This is a genomic window from Streptomyces sp. NPDC127068, from assembly GCF_042724695.1.
In the GTDB taxonomy this organism is placed as follows: Bacteria; Actinomycetota; Actinomycetes; order Streptomycetales; family Streptomycetaceae; genus Streptomyces.
This window is the reverse complement of record NZ_JBHXEN010000031.1, coordinates 80667-97534: the sequence shown is the minus strand read 5'-3', so window position 1 is coordinate 97534 and position 16868 is coordinate 80667. Positions and strand designations below refer to the sequence as shown.

General features: G+C 69.2%; 15 protein-coding genes, 1 tRNA gene and 1 pseudogene. 6 read left to right on the top strand and 11 right to left on the bottom strand.

Annotated elements, in window-relative coordinates:
• Positions 1-70 precede the first annotated feature (70 nt).
• The 4 genes from ACFWIA_RS20680 to ACFWIA_RS20665 form a co-directional block, all read right to left on the bottom strand.
• Positions 71-901: an MBL fold metallo-hydrolase gene (locus ACFWIA_RS20680; protein ID WP_387007187.1), complete on the bottom strand. Its 831-nt coding sequence runs from the start codon at positions 899-901 to the stop codon at positions 71-73.
• Positions 898-1803: an NUDIX hydrolase gene (locus ACFWIA_RS20675; protein ID WP_387007185.1), complete on the bottom strand. Its 906-nt coding sequence runs from the start codon at positions 1801-1803 to the stop codon at positions 898-900. Before ACFWIA_RS20675 ends, ACFWIA_RS20680 begins: the two co-directional genes overlap by 4 nt.
• Positions 1804-1907: 104 nt before the next feature.
• Complete coding sequence (locus tag ACFWIA_RS20670) at positions 1908-2378, bottom strand: RidA family protein (protein WP_387007183.1); 471 nt, start codon at positions 2376-2378, stop codon at positions 1908-1910.
• Entirely contained in the window at positions 2375-2536 is a 162-nt protein-coding gene (locus tag ACFWIA_RS20665; RefSeq protein ID WP_387007181.1) for a DUF4177 domain-containing protein, read from the bottom strand. Before ACFWIA_RS20665 ends, ACFWIA_RS20670 begins: the two co-directional genes overlap by 4 nt.
• A gap of 71 nt (positions 2537-2607) precedes the next feature.
• On the opposite strand from ACFWIA_RS20665, the gene ACFWIA_RS20660 reads away from it, so the two are divergent.
• Positions 2608-3597, top strand: a complete 990-nt coding sequence (locus tag ACFWIA_RS20660) for an ArsA family ATPase (RefSeq protein WP_387007179.1) — start codon at positions 2608-2610, stop codon at positions 3595-3597.
• On the top strand, positions 3594-5012 hold the full coding sequence (locus ACFWIA_RS20655) for an ArsA family ATPase (RefSeq protein WP_387007177.1): 1419 nt from the start codon (positions 3594-3596) through the stop codon (positions 5010-5012). The genes ACFWIA_RS20660 and ACFWIA_RS20655 overlap by 4 nt, the downstream gene beginning before the upstream one ends.
• Before the next feature lie 595 nt (positions 5013-5607).
• Here ACFWIA_RS20655 and ACFWIA_RS20650 read toward each other — a convergent pair.
• Positions 5608-6000 (bottom strand): WhiB family transcriptional regulator, encoded by a 393-nt coding sequence (locus ACFWIA_RS20650; protein ID WP_385484384.1) that lies wholly within the window; start codon positions 5998-6000, stop codon positions 5608-5610.
• A 431-nt stretch (positions 6001-6431) separates the two neighbouring features.
• Between ACFWIA_RS20650 and ACFWIA_RS20645 the strand changes: the two genes are divergently transcribed.
• Positions 6432-8732, top strand: a complete 2301-nt coding sequence (locus ACFWIA_RS20645) for a transglycosylase domain-containing protein (protein ID WP_387007174.1) — start codon at positions 6432-6434, stop codon at positions 8730-8732.
• 177 nt (positions 8733-8909) lie between these two features.
• Here the strand turns inward: ACFWIA_RS20645 and ACFWIA_RS20640 are convergent, their stop codons facing one another.
• Positions 8910-9374 (bottom strand): GatB/YqeY domain-containing protein, encoded by a 465-nt coding sequence (locus ACFWIA_RS20640; RefSeq protein ID WP_387007172.1) that lies wholly within the window; start codon positions 9372-9374, stop codon positions 8910-8912.
• 201 nt (positions 9375-9575) lie between these two features.
• Here ACFWIA_RS20640 and ACFWIA_RS20635 point away from each other — a divergent pair, with 201 nt between their 5' ends.
• The 3 genes from ACFWIA_RS20635 (at position 9576) to ACFWIA_RS20625 (ending at position 11183) form a co-directional block, all read left to right on the top strand.
• On the top strand, positions 9576-10514 hold the full coding sequence (locus ACFWIA_RS20635; protein WP_387007171.1) for a metallophosphoesterase: 939 nt from the start codon (positions 9576-9578) through the stop codon (positions 10512-10514).
• 97 nt (positions 10515-10611) lie between these two features.
• Positions 10612-10685 (top strand) — tRNA-Pro (locus ACFWIA_RS20630).
• Between the two features lie 261 nt (positions 10686-10946).
• Positions 10947-11183 (top strand): hypothetical protein, encoded by a 237-nt coding sequence (locus ACFWIA_RS20625; RefSeq protein WP_387007169.1) that lies wholly within the window; start codon positions 10947-10949, stop codon positions 11181-11183.
• Positions 11184-11218: 35 nt separating this feature from the next.
• On the opposite strand, the gene ACFWIA_RS20620 is transcribed toward ACFWIA_RS20625, so the two are convergent.
• The 5 genes and pseudogenes from ACFWIA_RS20620 to ACFWIA_RS20600 form a co-directional block, all read right to left on the bottom strand.
• A complete protein-coding gene (locus tag ACFWIA_RS20620; RefSeq protein WP_387007195.1) occupies positions 11219-11383 on the bottom strand; it encodes a hypothetical protein in 165 nt (54 codons plus the stop codon).
• A gap of 33 nt (positions 11384-11416) precedes the next feature.
• A pseudogene (locus ACFWIA_RS20615) lies at positions 11417-11658 on the bottom strand (transposase domain-containing protein); the annotation flags it as partial.
• A gap of 117 nt (positions 11659-11775) precedes the next feature.
• On the bottom strand, positions 11776-13677 hold the full coding sequence (locus ACFWIA_RS20610) for a type IV secretory system conjugative DNA transfer family protein (protein ID WP_387007167.1): 1902 nt from the start codon (positions 13675-13677) through the stop codon (positions 11776-11778).
• Positions 13678-14349: 672 nt separating this feature from the next.
• A complete protein-coding gene (locus tag ACFWIA_RS20605; protein WP_387007165.1) occupies positions 14350-15711 on the bottom strand; it encodes a WhiB family transcriptional regulator in 1362 nt (453 codons plus the stop codon).
• Between the two features lie 238 nt (positions 15712-15949).
• Positions 15950-16558, bottom strand: coding sequence for a hypothetical protein (locus ACFWIA_RS20600; protein WP_387007163.1), 609 nt, complete (start codon positions 16556-16558; stop codon positions 15950-15952).
• Between the last annotated feature and the right edge of the window lie 310 nt (positions 16559-16868).

Below are 16868 nucleotides of genomic sequence, written 5' to 3'. Positions count from 1 at the left end.
CCCCGTGAGGTCACGGGGCGCTCCTCGGCGTTCAGGGCCCCACCGGGCCGGCCAGGGGCGGCCACAGGGCCTAGATGAGGCCGTGTTCGCCCAGGTAGTCCAGCTGGGCCCGGGTGGACAGCTCGGCCGCGGGCCACAGCGAACGGTCCACGTCCGCGTACACCCGGGCCACGACCTCCGCCGCGGTCCGGCAGCCGTCCTCCACCGCGGTCTCCACCTGGGCCAGCCGGTGCGCCCGGTGGGCGAGGTAGAACTCCACGGCGCCCTGCGCGTCGTCCAGGACCGGCCCGTGCCCGGGCAGGACCGTGTGCACCCCGTCGTCGACGGTGAGCGAACGCAGCCGGCGCAGCGAGTCCAGGTAGTCCCCGAGCCGCCCGTCCGGATGGGCGACCATCGTGGTGCCCCGGCCGAGGACGGTGTCCCCGGTGAGGACCGCCCGGTCCGCCGGCAGGTGGAAGGAGAGCGAGTCCGCGGTGTGCCCCGGGGTGGGCACCACCCGCAGCTCCAGCCCGCCCGTGGTGATCACGTCCCCGGCGGCCAGCCCCTCGTCCCCGAGCCGCAGCGCCGGGTCCAGGGCGCGCACCCGGGTCCCGGTCAGCTCGGCGAAGCGGTGCGCCCCCTCCGCGTGGTCGGCGTGGCCGTGGGTCAACAGGGTCAGGGCGACGCGCTTGCCCGCCCGTTCGGCCGTCGCGATCACCGCGCGCAGGTGCGACTCGTCCAGCGGGCCCGGGTCGATGACGACGGCGAGCGGGGAGTCCGGCTCGGCCACGATCCAGGTGTTGGTGCCGTCCAGGGTCATCGGGGACGGGTTCGGCGCGAGGACGTTCACCGCCCGCGCGGTCGCCGCCCCGGAGACCACCGCACCCCGCGGCTGGCCGGGCAGGGGAACCGTTCCGGTCATCGCGCACCTCCCGCGCCGGACTCCGGCGCACCGTCCGGGACGGCCCCGGACACGGGCACCGCCTTGGTGAACTCCTCGTGGCCCGGCCAGGTCAGCACCACCCGGTCGCCCTCCAACCGCGCCCGGGCGAGGACGGGGGTCAGGTCCCGACCCGGAGCGGCGGCCAACGCCTCGGCGGCCGTACCGAAGCCGACCAGCTGACGCAGGGTCGCGATGGTCGGCGGCATCATCGTCAGCTCCCCCCGGTCGTAACGGGCGGCGGCTGCGGCCGGCGCGGTCCACACCGTGCGGTCGGCCTCCGTGGAGGCGTTGCGGGCGCGCTGCCCCGCCGGGAGCACCGCGACGAAGAACCAGGTGTCGTAGCGGCGCGGCTCGAACTCGGGGGTGATCCACCGCGCCCAGGCACCCAGCAGGTCCGAGCGCAGCACCAGGCCCCGTCGGTCCAGGAACCGGGCGAACGAGGTCTCACGGGCCGCCAGGGCGGCCCGGTCGGCCTCCCAGTCCCCGCCGGTGGTGTCCGCGACCACCGCGTCCGGCGCGGGACCGGCGAGCAGCACCCCGGACTCCTCGTACGTCTCCCGCACGGCCGCGCACACGATCGCCTGGGCGGTCGCCTCGTCGGTGCCGAGCCGGGCCGCCCACCAGGCGCGCGGGGGGCCGGCCCACCGCAGGTCGCGGTCGTCGTCACGGGGGTCGACGCCACCGCCCGGATACGCGTACGCGCCCCCGGCGAAGGCCATGGAGGCGCGGCGGCGCAGCAGGTGCACCCGGGGTCCGTCGGGGGCGTCCCGCAGCAGCATCACGGTGGCGGCGCGCCGGGGCGGGACGGCTCTCAGGCTGCCGTCCGCCCACGCGCGGATGCGGTCCGGCCACTCGGGTGGGTACCACTGCCCGTTCACCATGGCGGGAGGCTATCCCGGGGGGCGCCGATGTTCGAGGGGGCCGTGGGGCCCGGCACCGGGGCTCACCACCGGCGCCGCGGCCCGCTACGGGACCTCGACGGAACCTAGTCGGCGACCAGCTCGACCAGGACCTCGATCTCGACCGGCGCGTCCAGCGGCAGCACCGCGACGCCGACCGCGCTGCGCGCGTGCACGCCCTTGTCCCCGAAGACCTCGCCCAGCAGCTCGCTGGCCCCGTTGAGGACCCCCGGCTGACTGGTGAAGTCCGCCGCCGACGCGACGAACCCGGTGACCTTGACCACTCGCGCGACCCGGTCCAGGTCCCCGGCGACCGACTTCACCGCGGCCAGCGCGTTCAACGCGCAGGTCCTCGCGAGGTCCTTCGCCTCCTCGGCGGTGACCTCGGCGCCGACCTTCCCGGTCAGCGGCAGGGTGCCCTCCACCAGGGGCAGCTGGCCCGCGGTGTACACGTACACACCGGTCCGCACGGCGGGCTGGTAGGCCGCGAGCGGCGCTGCGACCTGCGGCAACGCGAGTCCCAGCGCGGTCAGGCGCGTCTCGACCGCCCCGCTCATTCCGACTTCTCGCGCTTCAGGTAGGCGACGAGCTGCTCCGGGTTCGGACCCGGAACGACCTGCACCAGCTCCCAGCCGTCCTGCCCCCAGTTGTCGAGGATCTGCTTGGTGGCGTGGACGAGCAGCGGCACGGTCGAGTATTCCCACTTCTTGGTCATGCGGCGACTGTATCCGCTGGGAAAGGCGGCCTCCTGCGTAGGCGGCGGTGCCAGTGGTTAGGCTCGCAGGTGTGAGCAGGTTCCAGGTCGTCAGCGGCAAGGGCGGTACCGGCAAGACCACGGTCGCCGCCGCACTGGCGCTCGCCCTCGCGACCGAGGGCAAGCGCACCCTCCTCGTCGAGGTCGAGGGCCGTCAGGGCATCGCGCAACTCTTCGAGACGGAGGCGCTGCCCTACGAGGAGCGGAAGATCGCGGTGGCCCCCGGCGGCGGCGAGGTGTACGCACTCGCCATCGACGCGGAGTTGGCCCTGCTGGACTACCTCCAGATGTTCTACAAGATGGGCAGTGCGGGGCGGGCCCTCAAGAAGCTCGGCGCGATCGACTTCGCCACCACGGTGGCACCCGGCGTACGGGACGTCCTGCTGACCGGCAAGGCGTGCGAGGCGGTCCGCCGCAAGGACAAGGCCGGCCGGTTCGCGTACGACCACGTGGTGATGGACGCGCCGCCCACCGGTCGGATCACCCGCTTCCTCAACGTGAACGACGAGGTGGCCGGGCTCGCCCGGATAGGGCCCGTGCACCACCAGGCGCAGGCCGTGATGCGGGTCCTCAAGTCCCCGCAGACCGCCGTCCACCTGGTGACCCTGTTGGAGGAGATGCCCGTCCAGGAGACCGTGGACGGCATCGCCGAACTGCGCGCCGCGCACCTGCCGGTGGGCCGGGTCTTCCTCAACATGGTGCGCCCCCGACTGCTGGACGGGGCATCGCTGGAGCTGCTGGGCGCGGGGGACGGCGGCGTCCCGCGCTCCGCCGTCGCCAGGTCGCTGTCGGCGGCCGGACTCGGCGGGGCCCGCAAGGGCGGCAACGCCGAGAAGCTCGTCGATCCGCTGCTGGCGCAGGCCGCCGAGTACGCGGAACGCCGCGCCCTGGAACACACCCAGCGGGCCGTGCTCGAAGGCTCCGGCCTCCCGCTGGCCGAACTGCCGCTGCTCGCCGAGGGCGTGGACCTCGCGGGCCTGTACCGGCTCGCCACGGACCTGAGGAAGCAGGACAGCGCATGACGGCACCCACCGAGCGGGCGTTGGCCGTGGACCCCCTGTTGGACGACCCGCGCACCCGCATCGTGGTGTGCTGCGGCGCGGGCGGCGTCGGGAAGACGACGACGGCCGCGGCGATCGGGCTACGGGCCGCCGAGCGCGGGCGCAAGGTGGTCGTGCTCACCATCGACCCGGCCCGCCGGCTGGCCCAGTCCATGGGCATCGACTCGCTCGACAACACCCCGCGCCGGGTGAAGGGCGTCGACGACGCGGCGGGCGGCGAACTGCACGCCATGATGCTGGACATGAAGCGGACGTTCGACGAGATCGTCGAGTCGCACGCCGACCCCGAGCGGGCCGCCGCGATCCTGGGGAACCCCTTCTACCAGTCCCTGTCGGCCGGCTTCGCGGGCACGCAGGAGTACATGGCGATGGAGAAGCTGGGGCAGCTGCGCGCACGGGACGAGTGGGACCTGATCGTGGTGGACACCCCGCCGTCCCGGTCCGCGCTGGACTTCCTGGACGCTCCCAAGCGGCTCGGGTCCTTCCTGGACGGGAAGCTCATCCGGGTGCTGATGGCCCCGGCGAAGGTCGGCGGCCGGGCCGGGATGAAGTTCCTGAACGTCGGCATGTCGATGGTGTCCGGCGCCCTCGGCAAGGTGCTGGGCAGTCAGTTGTTGCGGGACGTGCAGACGTTCGTGGCGGCCATGGACACCATGTTCGGCGGCTTCCGCACCCGCGCGGACGCGACCTACCGGCTGCTCCAGGCGCCCGGTACGGCGTTCCTGGTGGTGGCCGCGCCGGAGCGGGACGCCCTGCGCGAGGCCGCGTACTTCGTGGAGCGGTTGGCCGCCGACGACATGCCGCTCGCGGGGCTGGTGCTGAACCGGGTGCACACCAGCGGCGCGGCCCGGCTGTCCGCGCAGCGGGCGCTCGCGGCGGCGGAGGGTCTGGACGAGCGGGTGGCGGCGGACCGTGCCGACGAGCGGGCGGCGGAGGGCTCCGACGCGGAAAATCTTGCCGGGCGGGGCATTGTCGATCAGGGGGACGGGAAAGCTGGTCTTCGGAGCGGTGTGGCTCCCCCCGAAACCCCCGAGCCCCCCAGCTCGCCCCGATCACGCCCGGAACGTCCCGAAACCCCCGATCACCCGCGTGGCGCGAGCGACCCGGGTGACCCCGACCCCCGCCCGAGCGACCGCGGTGGACCCGACCGTCTGACGGCCGGGCTGCTGCGACTGCACGCCGAGCGCATGCAACTGCTGGACCGCGAGTGGCGCACCCGGGACCGGTTCACCGCGCTGCACCCCGAGGTGGCCGTCACCGAGGTGACCGCACTGCCGGGCGACGTCCACGACCTGGCGGGTCTGCGGGACGTCGGCGAGCGGCTGGCCGCGCCGGCAGCCGCCACCGGTGGGACGGGTACGACTCCCGCCGGTTGAGCGGACGCCCCGCCCGACCGGCCCGGGCCGACCCTGGCCGACCGGTCCTGTCCGACCGGCCTTGGGCGACCGGTCCTGACCGGCGGGCACGAGGAAGTACGAGGAGACAGAGGAGTACGGAGTACGAGGAGTACGAGGAGTACGGGGAGTACGAGGGGGTGGACGGAGGACGGAAGGCACTCGGCAGAACGATCACCGTGGGCCGAGCAACCTCCGACCCCGCCCCCACGTCTTCCTCCACAGCACGACCCGGCGCCTCCCCCGGCACCGTCAGTACCGCACGAGGGTCACGGACCACCGTTCCCGCGGCACCCGCACGACACACGTACCCGCACGACGCGTACCGACACGGCATGCACACGTACGGCACAGGGCACACGGGCATCAGCGCACGTCGCATGACTGTTCAGCGCGCCGGCGCACGGGTGGTGCACGCACAGGGCCCGCACGGCGATGCACCCGAGCGGCGCACGCCCGCGCACACCAGCGCGCGAGCAGGGTCACGTGCTCCCGTACCCACGCACGAGCCGCTCCCCGTACATCCACTACATCCACCGAACGAGTGATGCTCGGTGCGCTCAGTCCACGGTTCCGTCTACCCGACGGCGGCGTAGCTCTCGTACCGCTCCTCGTACGAAGCGACTTCGTCCATGTCATCCATCTCGCGCATGTCGTCCACGTCGTCGATGTGCACGGGCAGCAGGCCCGCGCCACGTTCGTACTCGGTGCGCGCGGTCTCCAGCAGTCTGCGCCAGGACGTGACCGTCGGGCGCCGGCGCAGCAAGGCGCGGCGTTCCCGCTCGGTCATGCCTCCCCAGACGCCGAACTCGACGCGGTTGTCCAACGCGTCGGCCAGGCACTCCGTACGCACCGGACACCCGGTGCACACCGCCTTCGCCCTGTTCTGCGCTGCTCCTTGTACGAACAGTTCGTCCGGATCGGTAGTGCGACAGGCCGCCTGCGCACTCCAGTCGGTTACCCAGCCCATACCGGCGCCGTCCTCTCCCGAATTCGAGGCTCCCCCACGGCGGCAGCGGCATATTCACCGCCGCCAGTTGAGGACGTTACGGAAGGCAGGCACAGCGCAACACCCCCTTCGGGCCCAATCTTGAATGGCCCGAACGGACTATGCGTACGCGGCAGATCACCCAACGGAGTGACGCCTGGACATGCGTGAGGGAAGCCACAAAGCAGGAGGGTTCCCCTACGTCACTTCGGACGCGGGGCGACACAGGAGGCGGAATCGGACGCTGCCCCGCGGGCCGCCGACGTCTCCGTGCGCTCGGGGGAACTTTCCTCGGGCGGAAGGGGTTTGACCAACTGAAGGGTTGATGTCCGGCCGTACTGCTGTGACAGTCGTGAGCAGCTTAGGCCAAGGCATATACGTGTGTCCGGCGAATCAGAACGTAGGCTGCCTCCATGCCAAACAAGCGCTCGGGCGGTGGGCTGTCCCCCACGCAGCAGGCCGCCAAGTTCCTCGGTGTCAGCGTGCTCGCTGGAGTGGTGCTGGCCGGTATCGCGCTGCCCGCAGCGGGCGCGCTCGGCCTCGCGGCCAAGGGCTCGGTCGACAGCTTCGACGAGATCCCCGCCAATCTGAAGCGCCCGCCGCTGAGCCAGCGCACCACCATCCTGGACTCGGAGGGCGGCCCGCTCGCCACGGTCTACTCGCGCGACCGCACGGTGGTCCCGCTCAAGGACATCTCGCCTTACATGCAGAAGGCGGTGATCGCGATCGAGGACTCCCGCTTCTACGAGCACGGGGCGATCGACGCGAAGGGCATCCTGCGCGCCCTCAACGAGAACGCGCAGAGCGGCGGGGTGGCCCAGGGCGCGTCCACCCTGACCCAGCAGTACGTGAAGAACGTCTTCGTCGAGGAGGCGGGCGACGACCCGACGAAGGTCGCCCAGGCCACCCAGCAGACCCTCGGCCGCAAGATCCGCGAGCTGAAGTACGCGATCCAGGTCGAGGAGGAGCTGGGCAAGAAGCGCATCCTGGAGAACTACCTGAACATCACGTTCTTCGGGCAGCAGGCGTACGGCATCGAGGCCGCCTCCCAGCGCTACTTCTCGATTCCGGCCAAGAAGCTGAACGTCGAGCAGGCCGCGCTGCTCGCCGGCATCGTCCAGTCCCCCAGCCGGTACGACCCCGTGAACGACGAGGCGGAAGCCACCAAGCGGCGCAACGTCGTGCTCCAGCGGATGGCGGAGGTCGGGGACATCACCCAGGCCGAGGCCGCCAAGGCGAAGGCCAAGCCGCTCGGCCTGAAGGTCAAGCGCCCGCAGAACGGCTGCATCACCGCCGTCAACGGCGGCGGCTTCTTCTGTGACTACGTGCGCAACGTCTTCCTGACCGACCCCGCGTTCGGCAAGACCAAGGAGGACCGCGCGAAGATCTGGAACCGCGGCGGCCTCACCATCCGCACCACCATGGACCCGCAGGCCCAGGAGTCCGTGCAGGACTCGGTCAAGAAGCACGTCTACAAGAGCGACAAGGTCGCGACGGCCATGTCGATCGTGGAGCCCGGTACGGGCAAGATCCTCGCCATGGGGCAGTCCCGCCCCTACGGCCTGGGCAAGGGCGAGACCGTGCTCAACCTCTCGGTCGACAAGGACATGGGCGGCGGCGCCGGCTTCCAGCCCGGTTCGACGTTCAAGCCGATCGTCGCCGCGGCGGCCATCGAGGGCGGCATCCCCGCGACGAAGGTGTTCCCCTCGCCGTACAAGATGCCCTTCCCCAGCCCGGTGGACACCTGTGGTGGCGGGAAGTACGTGAACACCTCGAACGAGGAGCTGGAGAACGAGAACGAGAGCGAGGTCGGCCCGTACGGCATGAAGGAGGCGACCGCGAAGTCGGTCAACACCTACTACGTCGAGCTGATCAGCGAGATCGGCATCTGCCCGGTCACCACGCTCGCCAAGCAGATGGGCGTCGAGCGCGCCGACGGCGGCAAGCTGGCACAGGGCCCGTCGATCGCGCTGGGCACCGAGGAGATGTCCCCGCTCACCATGGCGGGCGCGTACGCCACCTTCGCCTCGCGCGGCACGTACTGCACCCCGGTGGCCATCCAGTCGATCACCAACGCCGAGAAGAAGTCGCTGCGGATCCCGAAGACCACCTGCTCCCGCGCGATGTCCGAGCGGACCGCCGACACCGTGAACACCCTCCTGCGGGGCGTGGTCGAGGCCGGTACCGGCAAGGAGGCAGGTCTGGGTTCCCGCCCGAGCGCGGGCAAGACCGGTACGACGGACTTCCGCTACGCCGCCTGGTTCGTCGGGTACACCCCGAACGCTGCGGGAGCGGTCTGGGTCGGTGACCCGGCGCACAAGCAGCGGATGGTCAACATCACCATCGGCGGCCAGTACCACGACAAGGTCTTCGGCGGTCAGGTCCCCGGTCCGATCTGGCGCGACGCCATGACCGGGGCGCTCGCCGACAAGGCAGCCCCCGACTTCAAGCTGATCAACATCCCCGACACCCCGCGCAAGCCGAAGAACGAGGACGGCGAGGGCGACGGGGGCGACGAGGGCGGTGACGGCGACAACGAGGACGGTCGACCCGGCGACGGCCTGATCGGCGGACTCCTCGGTGGCACGAACGGCGGCCGGCCCGGTGGCACGGGCGGCCCGGACACCGATGTCCGCCCCGGCACGAGCGGCGGCAACGGGGGCGGTAGCGCCGGGCGCAGTGCCGGCGCGGGCGACGGGCGCGGAAGCGACTGATCCGCGCCCCCGCCGCCCACGGGTGGTGGCGGGCACCGGACAGCGCTGAGGGGCGCCCCGACACACGCGATGTGTGCCGGGGCGCCCCTCAGTCGTACCCGCCGGGCCCGCCACGTCCGGACACGCGTCCGGACAGGCGTCCGGGCCGGTCCCGGTGTCGAGCCGCCGCAGGCTTCGTCAGCCTGCGAGGAGCTGCTTGACGAGGGCGGCGACCCGGCCGCCCTCCGCCAGACCGGCCACCTTCGGATTCACGATCTTCATGACCTGGCCCATCGCACGGGGCCCCTCGGCACCCGCCGCACGGGCCTGGGCCACGGCCTGCTCGACGATCTCCCGCAGCTCGTCGTCGCTGAGCTGCTTCGGCAGGTACTCGGCGAGGACCTCGCCCTCCGCCTTCTCCCGCTCGGCCTGCTCGGCCCGGCCGCCCTGGGCGAAGGCGTCGGCGGCCTCACGACGCTTCTTCGCCTCGCGGGCGATCACCTTGCGCACCTCGTCGTCGGACAGCTCACGGGCCTGGGTGCCGGCGACCTCTTCCTTGGTGATCGCCGTGAGGGTCAGCCGGAGCGTCGAGGAGCGCAGTTCGTCGCGCCCCCGGATGGCAGTGGTGAGGTCTTCCTTGAGCTTGGACTTGAGCGTGGTCATGGGGGGATTGTCGCAGGCGGGACCGACCGGACGCCCGGCGATTTACGCAGCGCCGCGGGAACGCCCCCCGCCGCACGTCCCCCCGCAGGTCCGGCCGCAGGTCCGGGCACAGATCCGGCCGCAGGCTTGGGCCGGGCCGGACGCCGCCGAATGATCACACCGATCGCGGAAGAGTTGTTCGAGTCTGACACGATGGGGGGCATGCGAGCGCGTTATGGAGTACCCCTGTCAATCGCGGCAGTCGGCGCCGCCGGCCTGCTCTACTCGGCGGGTTTCGAGGCCCGTTCGTACCGTCTCCGGCGAGTGACCGTTCCGGTCCTCCCGCGAGGGATGCGTCCGCTGCGGGTCCTCCAGGTGTCGGACATCCACATGGTCAGCGGTCAGCGGAAGAAGCAGCGGTGGCTGCGTTCCCTGGCGGGCCTGCGCCCCGACTTCGTGATCAACACCGGGGACAACCTGTCGGACCCGGAGGGCGTCCCCGAGGTCCTCGACGCGCTCGGCCCGCTGATGGAGTTCCCCGGGGCGTACGTGTTCGGTTCGAACGACTACTACGGACCGACCCTGCGCAACCCCGCGCGGTACCTGTTCGAAAAGGCCCGCGGACAGCACGGCCTCAACGGCAACCCGCCCGCCGTGGGCGTGGTCCGCAACCCGTGGGAGGACCTGCGGGACGGCTTCGACGCGGCCGGCTGGCTGAACCTCACGAACACGCGGAGCACGCTCAAGCTGGCGACGGGCGCGAGCGGCGTGGAGATCGGGCTCACGGGTTTGGACGACCCCCACATCAAGCGGGACCGCTACGCCCAGGTGGCGGGCGGCCCCGACCCCTCGGCCGACTTCTCCATGGGCATCGTCCACGCGCCGTACCTGCGGGCGCTGGACGCGTTCGCCGAGGACGGCTACCCGCTGATCCTGGCCGGCCACACCCACGGGGGCCAGCTGTGCATCCCCTTCTACGGTGCGCTCGTCACCAACTGCGACCTCGACACCGACCGGGTCAAGGGCCTCTCCACGCACACCGCCGCGGGGCGCACCTCGCACCTCCACGTCTCCGCGGGCTGCGGCACCAGCCGGTACACCCCCGTCCGGTTCGCCTGCCCCCCGGAGGTGTCCCTGTTGACCCTGGTCCCCGCGCCCTGACCGGGTACGCGGACGCCCACGGGGGCCGGGAAACCGGATTTCGTCTCCGGCCCCCGGTGGGCTAAAGTAATCGACGTCGCCGCTGATGCGGGGACATCGGGGTGTGGCGCAGCTTGGCAGCGCGCTTCGTTCGGGACGAAGAGGTCGTGGGTTCAAATCCCGCCACCCCGACAGCTGAGTAGCAGGTCAGGGCCGGTTTCCCTTAAGGGGAACCGGCCCTGACCTGCATTGCATCTGGGTATTGGGTGTCAACCGGATGTGATCTTGGCAAACGGCCAAGCCATCCCCGGCACACCGCTGCAACAGGACAGCACTCCCGGCGCAACAGACAGTACCGTCCGGGATAGGTCCAGTTGACCTGTCCTCCCGTGAACGGAGTTCCCTCGCGCTGCCGATGGGACTGGCTCAGATCACTGAGGTGGTGGGGGCCAGATGCACCAGGTGCCCGATCCTGCAGCCGTGGTGAAGGGGCCGGCGTTCGTCGATTCCTGGCTGATCTTTGCCGGTGGGCTCTTCGTTGCGTTCGACGGAGGGCAAGCGGGCCGTCACGACTTCACGAGTCAGGCAGTAGCCGCAGGGGCAGCGGGTGTGCTCGCTTCCCGGCCGGTGGCGAGGCCGGTGACGGTGCTGCTGGTGTCGGGGCGTCTGTCGTCCTGTCGTCCGCTGTAGCGGGCGATCGGTGGTTGACCTTGCCGCGGGGGCACTCACTCGCTGTCGTCGGCCGGGAGCAGGCCGGCCAGGACCCGTCGTCCGATGATGCCGGCGGCCTGGAAGACCTGCTCGTGGGTGGTCTGGAAGGCGATGGTGAATCCGTAGCGGTCCGGGTCGGTGCCGGGAAGAGACTCGGCGGATCGACCATGACCGTCCATAGTGCCTGGTACGGCGTCGGCGACGACCGGCGTCCCGGCCAGCCCGGCGGTCAGCTGTTCCAGACGAGCCAGTGGCCGACCTCGGGAAAGAGGCACACCGCGAGCAGGAAGCAGACCCCGACCGGGGAAAAGAGATCACGCAGCCGCCGCTGCACGGCCCGTGTCTCCGACAAGACCGCGTCGACCAACTCGAACGGCACAATCGCCGTCAGCTCGCCCAGATGACCGGGCGCGAACCTCCCCGGCGCCACAGTGACCGTACGGTGGTGGGCCACCGCAGCGCCGGGTACCGCCCCAAGTCAGTGGCCCCTCACCCTCAATTCCCCACATCCGCGAAAACGCCCCAGAAATCCAGAGCGTATCCTCTCTCTGCTCCGGGCGAACGCTCGTGGCTAACCGAAAGCGCGATCGTACTTCTCGCACATTTCCAGGCCGATGCGTGCACGCATTTCCGGGTCCTTGAACCACGGTTTCGCTGCGACCTTGATGGGCGGGAGATTACCGGACAAGACGATCGCGACGTCCTTCGGCAAGGTGCGCAAATATTCGATCGGCGCCAGCCGCATGTCCTCGACGCCGTCGGTAACCGTTATCCGTCGGTCCTGGTCCTGGTCCGAATCCTGATACGAGTACCCGACCTTGAGTTGCGAAACAGACTGATCTCCGATCAGTCGGGAAAGTCGGCCAAGTGTATTGTCGTCCGAGGATCCGGGCAAATATAGTCGCGTGGTGTGATTCCCTAGAACCGTGGGGGCCCGTGGACCGTACAGCGTGCTTATCTGCGACTCGTCCTGCCAGATCGACATGATGACGATGCCAAATCCGCGATAAGTCGCAACCATCTTGTCGAGAGTCGGCAACGGGGCGACGTTGGCGGCCTCTTCAAGCAAGAGCAATGGGGGATTCAGCAGAGGGCCGGCAGCCTGTCGCTGCTGCCGCTTCCGGGCCGCCCGGAGATAGGAGTTCGCCACCGTCTGGAATACGGGGCTCAGCAATTCCTGTTCTTCCTCGTCGCTGATGGCATAGATAGTACCGCCCGTATCCAGTACGTTCTCGATGTCCAGGATCTGGCGCCCGAAAGGGCTGTACGGCTTCCCTTCTTCGTCAAACCGGATGTCCGTTGTGGGCGCCATTTGCCCCGAAACGAACGGCTTGAGGATGAGGTCTGCATTGGCAAAAATGTATCCCAGGTCCTTGGGATGACGCCCCTGAGTCGCCGTCATTCCGCGACGAGCCAACGCCAAATCCTTCTTCGCCGATGGGTCCGTGACGGTGGTCTCGTATTCGTCGAAAAGTGCCTCGATCCGATCAAAATCCTTGTAGCCGCACCAGTCGGCAATGTCCAGCATCGAATTGTTGGTCTTCCGGGCGATCCACAACATCGGCGCCAAGGCGATCTGGGTCAGGTTGATGTTGTAACGAACCGCCCCGCTCTCAGTGGCACCCTGCATCACCGCCTCGGCGAGCCATGAAGCGACCTTGTCGGCGTCGTTGAATTCATGAATCGCCATAAGCGGCGACCAGGCGCACAGATACTTTCGCTGATGTTCCGGCCATTCTCCGGCGGGGTCGAAAATGTAGACCGGTCGACCAAGTCCCTCGCCCCGGAAGTTCAGCGTCAGATCCGCGACGTCATTCTTGGTAGATGTGACGAAGACGGAATCGGGCCAGGTCAATATGGTCGGTACGACATACTTCACCGTCTTCGACGAACCTGTCGGCGCGATGACCGCGATCGAGGTGTAACGCGAAGTCGCCACCTTGACCGACGGCTTGTCCGCCATCTCGCCCAGGTAGACCCGCCCGGAGAGGGTCTTCCTGTCGGGGACCACCAGGGATTCAATATCCGCGGGCTGCGCCCATATGGCGGATTTGTCCCGCTGCTCCTTGCGTGCCTTGACGGGGCGTGTGCGACGGTACTGGGCCATTGAACGAGAGACCCGTGAAACCACGATCTTCACTAGGGTCCCTACCGCGACGACCAGGACGAGGAAGGTCGACCAGAAGAACCAGTCGGGTCCCAGCAGGGAGCGGTCCTCGGCCGGCCACGCGAGCGTGCGTTCGTCCCAGTGCATGGCCAGCTGGACGGGCAGCGAAAACGAGGCGGAGAACGGCTGGTCGGGCCAGGAGCCATGGGTGGTCAGCGCGACGAGACCTCCCGATATCCAGGCCAATACGCCGAGACCCCAGGTCAGACCAAGCAAGCCGGTCACGAGCACGCCGATCAATTGATCCGTCGACCACACGTGAGGGGACCTGTCAATAACGGACTTACTCATCATGCTCTTGGACACGTCATCGGCACCTCTCTGTTCAGGTGAGATGTCCCGTTCTCCATCGAGGACCCTTCACCGCGAGTCTAGTGGAGACGTTCCGGCCAAAGAACGTACCTCTTAAGCGACTTGGCCATCCGGATAGGAACGACGGCACGCACTGAGTTTCCCGGGTCAGGGACGGTAAGCCGACGTCTGTCGAGCCGCCTACCTCACGGGCTCGCGCACGGTAGGCAGTGAGACGTCGAGCCATTGATGGTTGATCACGGTTGGGTGGTGGGGAAAGCGACTCGTGAAGTGATCATCAACAACTGCCGGATCACGGACCTTTCGGCTGGTGTTCACGACGGTGCGTCCCTCTGAACGGCGCATCGCCCGACCCGGCCGAGCCGGGTCGGGCGACCTGTTCCGTCGATCCGCCCGGGTGCACGAGAAGAAGGATCGTGCTGGCCAAGCGGGCGTCCACGATGGCCGCCAGAGCAGGCCCCCAGTTGCTGGGCGCGCTGCTGGAGGATCGACAGGATCACGTCCTGGATGTCTCCGTAGGGCGGAGCGGTCACCGGAACGCCGTCGACCAGAGCGGCATTGGGCGAGAAGACCCGTGTCTGAGCGCCCTGCCCATCGACTGTGCCTGAGGGGTGAGTCGATTCGCTCATCGGTTCTTCCCTCCGGCCGGGGCCACTCCGGCGCAGGTCAGCTGTTGGTGGCCTCGTTGCCGTCGGCCAGGTCGTGGAGGCGGGCGTACCTACCCCGCGAGAGACGTTCCAGCTGACCGGACTTGACCAGGGTGGACAGTATGTTGCTTACGGTCTTCCTGGTGGCGCCGTACCTGCCGGGCGGCATCAGGTGTAACACGTCCCCGGCCGAGAACGCGCCCGGGAAGGTCGCCACGGTCCGTACCACGGCGGCACGGACACTGGACGTGGCCGCCGCATGATCGCGCGGCCCGGCATCCGGGGAACCGACACCGCGCGAGGCGCGCGGCTGGGAGCCGTTGCCGTCCGGCGGGCAACTCGCTTCGATGCGTGGGAGGAAGGCCTGCAGCTCGCGCAGCGCCGTGCGGACCGTCTCCAACCGGGTATCGCGGTCCCCGTCGGTCGTGGCCGTCAACATGGTGGCGACCTTCTCGATGTTGGAGAGGGGAAGAAGCAGATCCCGCAGCAGCGGTCGCAAGAAGTCGCGTCGCAGCGCGGCCACTGGGTCGGTCATCGCGAGCTTGACGCCCACGGAACTGGTGAGAAGGGACGGGGCACTCGCCTCGTCGGTCTCGCCCGAGGGACCTTCGTCCGTAGGTAGCATGGACGCCAGGGCCACCCGCAGCTCGCGGATGCTGTTCAGCGTCTCAGGCCCGACATCGCCGCCGGGCACCCTTGTCAGCATGGCGGCGACCTGCTCCACGCTGAGCACCGTGGGCAGTGCGGACCGCACCAGAGGGCCCAGTACGGCCTGTTGTACGGCCTCGGCCGGGTCCTCCAGCGAGAAGACGATCCGTTGTCCGGAGTCGACCCCTACCATCGGATCTTCGCCCTTGTCTTCCAACGGTGCTTCCGTCCTCGACGGGATATCCGATCGCGCCGGTGCGGGTGCGGGTGCGGGTGCGGATGCCTCGGCGTGTGCCTCTTTCAACAGGTCCCGCTGTCGCTCCCATTGCTCCTGCAGCATGTCGAAAGCGTCCAGGATCTGCTTCAGTTCGGGAAAATCGTGATCGCCAAGAGGCCGGAACGGAACCGAACCACCAGCACGTGATCGCAGGCGTGCGAGTCGCCAGGCTTCGGAAGTGCAGCCGGACCGGGTGGTGTCGCGGATGGGAAGGTCGCCGTTATCGTCTCCGATCCCGAGCCGGCGTCGGATCCAACGGCGGTCCTCGGCGGTGGTCGCCGCCGTGTAGCCGTAGGGCTCGGCGTGCGCGATCGCGTCCTGGAGGCACTCGGCCCACAGCGGACAGGACGCGCACAGATCACGTGCAGTGTGCAGAAGTACCAGGTGGTGGTGGCGCTGACTGGCGGAGTCCTCGGATTTGGGCCGGGCGTTCTCCAGCAGTGGGTGCTGGAACACGTCAGGGCGCCGCTGACAGGACACCGCGACATCGGGGACGCGAGACCGTATGGGCTTGCGCGAGGATGGTAAGGGTGGTGCAAACAGCGCCGCATGGCTTGCCATACGCATGTATGTAATCCCCCGTGATGATCTATGATCACAAGGAACTCTAGTGCAATCTGTCAACCGTGCGCAACGAACATGCAAATGATCCGATTCGATCACGCATAGGCGAATCGAGACATTCACGGTTCCATCAACTGCCTTCAGCTGTAGTGCCCTTGCGGCCGAGCCGCCTGTTGGAAGCCTTCCGCAGCCCGTTGCTTACGACTCGTACGCGGCCGCGGAAAATCAGGACCAAGGTGACCCCCACGAAGGCGATGGGGACGCCCGCCTCCGGCCAGACCATTCCCACGCCCGATGCGACGGCAATGATCAGATCTGCACCCACGACCGTGATCCCGCGTCCCCCGCGGTGGCCCTTCGGGATCCAGGCGCCGAGGAGCGCCATGCCGGCCAGCGCCCAGTACCCGAACACCGCCTCGCCGCTGACGATTGCCGAAGTGCCCCAGCGGGCCGCTTCGCCTGCCGCGGCGAAGTAGCCAGTCAGCCCGGCGGTGAGCAGAGTCGACGTGAGGGCCAGCAGCAGTTGTCGGCGCCGCCGCATGAACCAGATGACCAGCCCCAGCGCGAGCAGCCCGCAGATCGCAACGAAGGACGAACCGCTCGACGACGCGAGGGCGAACAAGGTATAGGCGGCGGCGAACCCGAAGGCGACACGGGGGAGGAGCCTGACAGCCCACGCGTCGTTGCGGTCCTGGCGAACGATGCGCCGGAGCAGGGCCGTAGCGCTCCCCCTCTCCACGCGCTGCCGTCCAGTCGGGCCCGACTTCGCCGTCGGCCCCCTTCCCTCGCGCGGGACCCGTGCCCCCGTCCTCATGAGAGTTCACCGGTGGCCAGGCGTCCCACGGCTACACGCGCGGTTGCCTTGGCCCGACAGCCGTACGGACGGCCGGTAATCAGTGCGGGCATGATGCCTCCTCGATGGGTACGACAGACGGGCGGAGAGGGGCGCCGTGGTGGAGCCGACGCCCATGGGTCTGCTACGAGTTGTCCGAACCACTGACACGACCGCCGCGCCCCGAACCACCACCATTGCCAGCAGAACCACCCGA